Genomic DNA, 8,259 nt, shown 5'->3' with positions numbered 1-8,259 from the left:
AAATACGGGTATAGAAAAGCCTTTCTGAAATTGGATTGAATTCTTAGGCATAACGTCACTCCTATACTTCAATATATTGAAGTATAGGAGATAATTTAACAGTGGCTGTTAAATAGTGGTAATCAGGATACTCTATATGTTGGTTAATTGTTTTTTCTATGATTTTTAGTGGTTGTTTTTATGTTAATAATTTAAGCGAAAGAATATACCGTGGATGTCAATTTCTTATGTTATATCTATTTTTGAGAATTATATTGATGATGAAATCGAGATAATTTAAAACGTATCTATATTATTTATAGAATATGTGATTACACGACGGTAATAAAAAGAGACACGTTACCTTTGCCGTCATAGTGTTGATACACATAGCAGGAATATGTCGTCTTTTTTATGGTGTTTTTCTTTTAGCGCATCACAAATAATTCTTCGTGGTAATTTTTCTCAATATCAAAGGAGTGTGCACCGAGCGCTTTTGTTAGTGTTTTTGAAAAGATTTCTGGCCCGCAAAAGTAAAAATCATAATCGTTTACGTTACCGCATTGAGTTGCGATGTAGTCGATATTTAATCGCGGTGAATGGAGGGTGTCTATGACGTTTAACCTTACGTCGGCTTGCTGTGTAAGAGAGTACAATTCATCAGCTAAATGATTATCAATGCCTCGATTACAATAAAATAAATCTATTCGAGGATGATTGGTTTTTCCTTTAAGTGTTTCTAAGATAGCGAAAAAAGCAGCGATGCCAACACCTCCCGCAATCCAGATTTGTGGCTTGTTAAGGTCGAAATTAACACGACCATAAGGGCCTTCTACGGTTACGGCATCACCTATTTTTATCCGTTCGTACAATCCCGTGGTGAAGTCTCCCAAGGCTTTAATTAAAAAACGTATTTCAGGGTCGGTAGTGCCTGAAACAATGGTAAATGGATGTGGATCTTCATTACCAAATTGTAAATATGCAAACTGTCCTGCTGTATGTCCTTGCCAAGCACTATTGGGTTTTAATATTAATTCCATTGTTTCAGCTTGTGGAAAATAACGCGTCGAGACAACAACAGCAGCGTGGCGGTTACTGCGTCCGACAAAACCCAATAAACTATACATTGCCGCAATAGAGCCAATAAAAGCAAAGCCTAATGTGAGGTAATAAATAGGCTCTCCCCAATAAGCATGCTTGAGTAGTAATACTGAGTGAACAACGATAAGTAAATAGGCAACTGACATTAGGCGGTGTGATAATTTAAAGGGTTTATATTTTACCGTGGCCCATAGCGAGATCATCAGTAAGGCCAATAGTAAATAAAAGCCCCACTCCCCAATATTTTCTGCAAAGCCATGCAAATTATTGACCCACGCATTCCAACTAAACTCAGTTGCAGCTGGTTTTGAATCATGCTGACGAGCCGGTCTTGTTAGGATGCCTGCCATAACTAGCCACTTAGGAATTTGGTACCATAGCCAGTGTGAGATACCGAGTGCGATGCTACTGATACCTAGCCATTTGTGTATGCGATAAGCTTTATCCATGCCACTAAGCCAGTTCTCAATGACAGATAAGCGCATGGCTAATATCATGGTGATGGACATTAATATCAGAGATAAAATACCAGAGTATTGAATTATTGCTGAGCGCCACTCAAAGAGGTTGTTTGACGTGAAGAATTGCGGCTCCACTGCAAACCAAAGCGTTGATATTGTGGCAATCATTACCCAAATAACATTGCGAGTAGTTTTCATTATTTTATGCTCATATAAACGATAGCTTTATGTTAACTTTTGGGATGTAAAGCGACGTCAATATACGTATATCTATGCAAAGTTTGATTGTTGGTATTTTGCTTATTAAAAAGAAGCCATCATGACTTCTTTTTAATATAACGATGGTTATTAAAACCATGCATAACACGCTTATATAAAAATCTTTGTTTAAAATGATGTTAGCTGTCTTTTTTACGTCGCTCAATTTCATCTTGAAAACGTGTGATTGTAAAATCAATGAATGCACGTAATCGTCGAGGCATTAAGTCTCGTTCTGGATAAATAAAACTGATGGGAATAGGAACTTGTGAGGCATAAAGGCTGGGTAAAATATGGACCAATTTTCCTTCAGTAATAAGATTACGGCACAAAAATTCTGGAATATAGGTGATCCCAAAACCATCTAAACAGAGATCTAACGCGGCGCTTAATGTATTGACCTTAAAACGATAAGGTAGGCCTTCTAATACATTTTTATTCCCCGTACGAACACTACTGATCATTTTAATTTGTTGATGAGGCGCTTTTAGATCGGCCAAACTTTGGGGTAAGCCGTATTGTTCTATGTATTGAGGGCTTGCTACTAATACTCGTGTTGAATGATGGAACGTTCTGACGATCAGCGATGAATCTTCAATTTCTCCCACTTGTATCATAACGTCAAAGCCTTCTTTGATAAGGTCAACTTTACGGGTTGATAATTCAAGATGTATTTTTAAGTTAGGGTGTAAAGCCATAAATGCTTTTATACAAGCGCCAAAAAAGCCTTTTCCTACCTCTACGGGCATGACCATTTTTAAGGTACCGCAAACTAAGTCGTGACTTGCGGTAACTTCAAGTTCAGATTGTTTTAAGACGTCTAGAATCTGTGAACAAGAACGGTAAAAAGCATCACCCTCTGCCGTTAGCACTAATTGGCGTGTTGAGCGTGTTAATAATCTAATTCCTAAATAGCGTTCTAATTCTGCAATTTTCCGGCTTACTGTTGATTTGGTTAGTTCTAATTCAGCAGCCGCTAGCGTAAAACTTTGGCGTTCAACAACGCGCGCGAATATTGCGATGGTGTTTAAATCAAAGCCAATTTTATTGTTTTTTGTCTGCAACAGTCTTTTCCTTTGTGATGTATATAACAACAATCGATTCCACTTTATACTTTATACCATAAAGTAATTTAGGACAGAAAATGAAAGCATTTTATATCACTCGCACCGCATCTTCTTTGGCGGTTGTGTTGCTATTATCGGCATGTAGTATGATTCCGCCCTCTGAACCACAACACCATTCGCTACTTACCGCCCAACAAGTTCATTTATATCAGCGTGATCTTAGTGATATAAAAACAGATTGGTGGACCCAATTTAAGGATCCGCAATTAAATCAATTAATCACATTAGGGCTAACGAATAACTTAACCTTACAGCAAGCTCAACAGCGTATTGAATTAGCCACTCAACAGGTTGCTTTGGCTCAAGCGGGTGATAAGCCAACCTTAAACCTCAATGTGAGTGGTGGGGCAATGGGGGCTAATTTACACTCTTTATCCCCTAATCATGCGGAATTTTCAGCGTTAGGAATGTTGCTGCCTTCTTTTTCGTACCAATTTGATTTTTGGGGTAAAAATAAGGCAATTATTGCTGCTGCGACCAATCAAAAATTATCATTAGAAGCACAAGCAGTACAAGCTAAATTATTGTTATCAGCGGCGATTACCAGTAGCTATTTTAGCTTACAGAATAATTACCGCTTAGCGCAGAATATTCAGTTGTTAGTGCGTGAAACGAATAAGCAAAGAGCCGTTATTGAAGACCAAATTCATCGCGGTTTAGCAAGCAAAGCGGAATTATTTCAACAGCAAGGCGATCTTGATAAGTTATCAGCGCAGCTTTCAATGACGGTTACTCAACAGCAATTGGCAAAAAACCAATTAGCGTTATATTTAGCTAAAACGCCAGAGCAACTGGGAACGCTATTAACGCCAAATGCACACCCAATAAATCAATTGAATACCATGACGACGATTCCAATGAATTTATTGGGTCGTCGCGCGGATATTATTGCGAATAAATGGTTGGTTGAAGCGAATCAACAAGGAATAAAACAAGCTAAAGCGGCTTATTATCCTGATATGAATTTAATGGTCATGGGCGTTTTTCAAAAATTATCTTCGATGAACCCAGCGGATCTCTTTTTAAGTGGCGCAACTATTGCCACGACCTTACCGCTTTATGATGGCGGCGTTCGTGATGCCAATTATGCGTCGGCCAATATTCATTATGATCAAGCGGTAACTATTTATAACCAATCTGTTCTTACAGCAGTAAAACAAGCTTCTGATGCGATTGTTAATTTACAAGAAGCATTACAACAACAAGCGCTTACTGTGGCATCAACCACACAATATCAGCAAGCTTATATGATTTTTAAGCACCGTTATCAGCGTGGATTAGCCAGTTTTTCGGAAATGAATAATGCACAAATAAAATGGCATCAACAGGTTATTCAAACCACGAATGCTGATAACGCCACGCTGCAAAATCAATTACAACTTATTGTTGCCCTCGGTGGCGGTTATCACGCTCAACAATAAACTACCGCCACTTAGCACAATAAATAAGATGAGATCCAATATGACAAAGCAACCTCTTAATTCTACTTCTAAAAAAAAGCGCAATATTATTCTCGGTGTTTTTATCGTCATCGTTATGGCTGTGGCTGTGACTATTTATTTACTCATGCCAACCACTTCACAAAGTACAGATGATGCGTATGTTGCAGGCCAGCGAATAATGATCACCGCCCAAGAGGCTGGCACGGTTAATGCCATCAATGTTGATGATACTCAACAAGTTGAACAAGGTGCGCAGCTCGTTACCTTGAATCGTAATCCATTGTTATTAAAGCAACAACAAGCGGAAGCTAACCTTAAAAATACGGTTCGTGATGTACAAAGTAATTATTTAAAAATAGCACAGTTAAAAGCCCAAATTGCAGCAGAAAAAGTCATGTTAGCCCAAGCGAAGCAAGATTATAAGCGTCGAATTGGGGGTGATAAAGATGGCTCAGTATTAGCTGAAGTATTATCGCATGCAAAAAATGCGGTCATGATTAAAGAGCAAAACTTAATTGCGTTAAATAAACAATTACAAGCGCTACAAACATTATTGCCGCAAGAACATATTTTAGATAATCCTCAAGTTCAAATGGCGATTGCGCAATTACGTCATGTTTATCTTGATCAACAAAATGCCACTATCTATGCGCCTAAAGGCGGTATGGTTATTAATCGTAGTGTGCAAGTGGGTCAACAAATTCAAGCAGGCCAAGCACTAATGACTATCGTGCCATTAGATAATGTTTGGGTTGAAGCTAACTTTAAAGAAACGCAGTTACATAATATGCAAACCGGACAACCTGTTACCATTCAATCTGATTTATATGGTGATAAGTATACTTACACAGGTGTTGTTGCGGGCATTGGTGCGGGTACGGGTAGTGCGTTTTCAGCGATACCTGCTCAAAATGCGACGGGTAACTGGATTAAAATTATTCAACGTGTACCTGTCCGTATTTATATTGATTCACAACAAATTAAACAACATCCATTACGTGTTGGTATGTCGATGGCTGTCACGGTTGATACTAAAGCGACAGTTAAGCAGCCGTTTGATTATACTGTGTTTACCGCCAATGAAAGTGCACAGAAGACTACTAATAAACGCTTAGCCGTTGTTGATAAAAAGGTAGAGATATTCGTTAACCGCCTTATTAAGGCGTAGGTGATGTAATGAATGAATCTGTACCATTAAAAGGCATTAAACTGCTGTTGATTACCTTCGCGACATCAATGGCAACCTTCATGATGATTTTAGATACATCGATTGCCAATGTTGCGATTCCAACCATCGCGGGTAATCTTGGTGTATCAACCGATCAAGGTATCTGGGTGATCACCGCCTTTGGTGCTGCAAATGCGATTTCAATGCCGATGACGGGTTTTTTAAGCCGTCGTTTTGGTGAAGTGAAATTATTTATCTTTGCCACTATAGGGTTTGTTATTGCGTCGATGTTATGCGGTATGTCGAGCAGTATTGGCATGTTGATTTTTTTCCGCGTGGTACAAGGTGCTGTTTCTGGATCGATAGCGCCATTATCACAAAGTATTTTATTGCGAAATTTTCCCAGAGAAAAGCATGGGTTAGCGATGTCGTTATGGTCAATGACGGTTGTTGTTGCACCTATTATGGGGCCAATTTTAGGTGGTGTGCTAACTGATAATTACTCGTGGTCATGGATATTTTTCATTAATGCGCCCATCGGAATTATTGCCAGTACATTAGTGTTCTTTTTATTGAAAGGTAAAGAAACAAAAACCCAACGTGAAAGCGTCGATTATATGGGAATTGGGCTATTAGTGGTGGCGGCGGGTAGCCTACAAATGATGCTTGATTTGGGTAAAGATCATGACTGGTTTCAATCTAATTTAATTTTAGGATTAACGCTGGTCGCTGTTCTCTCTTGGGGCTGTATGATCATTTGGGAATGGTATCATGATAACCCAATCGTTAATTTTCGTTTCTTTACTCAACGTAATTTCACGATTGCAGTAATTGTGATGAGTTTAGGGTATATGGTTTACTTTGGCTCTACCGTATTATTGCCGTTGTGGTTACAAGCGGTGATGGGATATACCGCATCATGGTCAGGCTATGCGACAGCACCCGTCGGTATTTTAGCGGTTGTGAGTGCGCCTATTATTGGTAAATTAGTTCAAAAAACAGATATTCGTTATATTTTAACTTATGCCTTTTTGATCTTTGCTGTGGTTGGATTTTGGCGGAGTACTTATAATTTAGCGGCTTCGTTTGATTATATTATGATGCCACAATTAATTCAGGGGGCGGCAACGTTAGCCTTTTTTGTGCCACTCCAAAATTTAATTGTAAATAGTGTTAAATCAGATCAAATAGCGAATGCGGTCGCGTTATCAACATTCTTCCGGACTTTATTTGGTAGTTTTTCATCATCAATTGTTACTACAATGTGGGATCAACGAATGGAATTTCACCATTCACGCATTGCAGAAGGATTTACGCTTGCTAATCACCAAGTCAGTCAGTTTATCCATTCAATGGGTAATAACCTTGATGCGGTGAATAATGTGATTACTCGACAATCCTATATGATGTCAACGGTCGATTTATTTTGGTTGTCAGGGATCTTATGTTTATTATTGATCCCATTAGTATGGCTAGCAAAACCAGTGCGTCATTAATTATTTAGGGTAGCCGTTATACGAAGATCCTATAAAAAAGAGTAATCATTAATTATGGTTACTCTTTTTATTGTGCTGGATTATTTATTTTATCGTGCGTTTTATAAAATATATGTTTGCAGATCTTCTTTTCTTTGAATTATGAGCGTAATATTTTTTTACTTTTAAACATTTCAATGTGTAAATACTTAATGAATATCAAAAAAATAGCAAAAATCAGTATTCTTAGCGCTCTAACATTACTTGTTACAGGTTGTTCACCATCCGCTGATGTATCGCATTCATTTACATTTGATATTGCGAATTCAACCATTAATCATAATCTTTCTTCAGGCTCAGGCATGGTTGTGAATAATGGTGAATTAATGGTTGTGGGTGATGATTCACCTTGGCTATTTAGTGTAAATAACGATTTTAAAATTAATAAAAAAACATTAATTGAACAATTTCCTGTTAATGAACAAAATCGTATTAACTACAAAATTAAGCCTGATTTTGAATCAATGACAATGGTTAATTACCTTAATAAGCCTTATTATTTAGTGATGGGTTCAGGTAGTAAAGCGGTATTGCGTGAACAAGCTTATTTAATGCCAATTAATGGTGGTGAAACTCAAAAACTGTCATTGTCTAACTTGTATGCTCAACTTCATAAAGCGGCAAACTTTACTCAACAAGAAAAAATTAATATTGAAGGTATTGCGAGTACCGGTAATGAAATCTTTATCTTTAATCGCGGTAATGAAGGTAAAAATGCCATTTTCACTATGGATAAGAATGAATTAATGGATTATTTAGAAGGTAAAACTCAAACATTACCTTCTTTAAAAGTTTATCAAGTTCAATTACCTAAGATTAATGGTGTTCAAGCTTGTTTCTCTGGTGCTGATTACTGGAAAGATGCGAATAGCATGCTGTTTACTGCATCAGTTGAAGGTAATAATAATAGCAGTATCAATGATGGTGCGATTCAAGGTAGTTTTGTTGGTGTATTACCACTAAAAGCCTTAGCGAATAAAGCAACAATTGATTTAACTACATATAGTCAAGAAATAAAAAATAACGGTAAAGCAGTTATTACAAAAGCTGAATCAATAGCTATTGAAAATCAAACAAATAAACAAGCTAATGGTTACATTGTTAGTGATAATGATAATGGTACCAGCCAATTCTTTACTTTTACCATTGATAAGTAATTTGATTAGAGATTAAATAAAAAAGCAGTAA

6 protein-coding genes are annotated in these 8,259 nt (G+C 37.3%); 4 read left to right on the top strand and 2 right to left on the bottom strand.

The window, feature by feature from the left end; translation table 11 throughout:
• Positions 1-407: 407 nt before the first annotated feature.
• Positions 408-1,739, bottom strand: coding sequence for a ferredoxin reductase family protein (locus CIK00_RS16660; protein WP_101769780.1), 1,332 nt, complete (start codon positions 1,737-1,739; stop codon positions 408-410).
• 200 nt (positions 1,740-1,939) lie between these two features.
• Complete coding sequence (locus CIK00_RS16655; protein WP_101769779.1) at positions 1,940-2,863, bottom strand: LysR family transcriptional regulator; 924 nt, start codon at positions 2,861-2,863, stop codon at positions 1,940-1,942.
• An 80-nt stretch (positions 2,864-2,943) separates the two neighbouring features.
• Between CIK00_RS16655 and CIK00_RS16650 the strand changes: the two genes are divergently transcribed.
• From CIK00_RS16650 to CIK00_RS16635, 4 genes are all read left to right on the top strand, one after another.
• On the top strand, positions 2,944-4,347 hold the full coding sequence (locus tag CIK00_RS16650; protein ID WP_101769778.1) for an efflux transporter outer membrane subunit: 1,404 nt from the start codon (positions 2,944-2,946) through the stop codon (positions 4,345-4,347).
• 40 nt (positions 4,348-4,387) lie between these two features.
• On the top strand, positions 4,388-5,536 hold the full coding sequence (locus tag CIK00_RS16645; RefSeq protein ID WP_101769777.1) for an HlyD family efflux transporter periplasmic adaptor subunit: 1,149 nt from the start codon (positions 4,388-4,390) through the stop codon (positions 5,534-5,536).
• Between the two features lie 8 nt (positions 5,537-5,544).
• Positions 5,545-7,032 carry a DHA2 family efflux MFS transporter permease subunit gene (locus CIK00_RS16640; protein WP_101769776.1) on the top strand — a complete coding sequence of 496 codons (1,488 nt, stop codon included), beginning with the start codon at positions 5,545-5,547 and terminating at the stop codon, positions 7,030-7,032.
• A gap of 191 nt (positions 7,033-7,223) precedes the next feature.
• Complete coding sequence (locus CIK00_RS16635; protein WP_101769775.1) at positions 7,224-8,228, top strand: DUF6929 family protein; 1,005 nt, start codon at positions 7,224-7,226, stop codon at positions 8,226-8,228.
• The last annotated feature ends 31 nt before the right edge of the window (positions 8,229-8,259 follow it).

Source organism: Photobacterium carnosum, from assembly GCF_002849605.1.
Taxonomy (GTDB): domain Bacteria; phylum Pseudomonadota; class Gammaproteobacteria; order Enterobacterales; family Vibrionaceae; genus Photobacterium; species Photobacterium carnosum.
Note: the sequence above shows the minus strand (reverse complement) of the source record. Positions and strands in the feature narration are given on the sequence as shown.

Bases quoted from the DNA above. Each gene is read 5' to 3' on its own strand.
- CIK00_RS16650 (WP_101769778.1), top strand. From the start codon at position 2,944: ATGAAAGCATTTTATATCACTCGCACCGCATCTTCTTTGGCGGTTGTG.
- CIK00_RS16660 (WP_101769780.1), bottom strand. From the start codon at position 1,739: ATGAAAACTACTCGCAATGTTATTTGGGTAATGATTGCCACAATATCA.
- CIK00_RS16640 (WP_101769776.1), top strand. From the start codon at position 5,545: ATGAATGAATCTGTACCATTAAAAGGCATTAAACTGCTGTTGATTACC.
- CIK00_RS16635 (WP_101769775.1), top strand. From the start codon at position 7,224: ATGAATATCAAAAAAATAGCAAAAATCAGTATTCTTAGCGCTCTAACA.
- CIK00_RS16645 (WP_101769777.1), top strand. From the start codon at position 4,388: ATGACAAAGCAACCTCTTAATTCTACTTCTAAAAAAAAGCGCAATATT.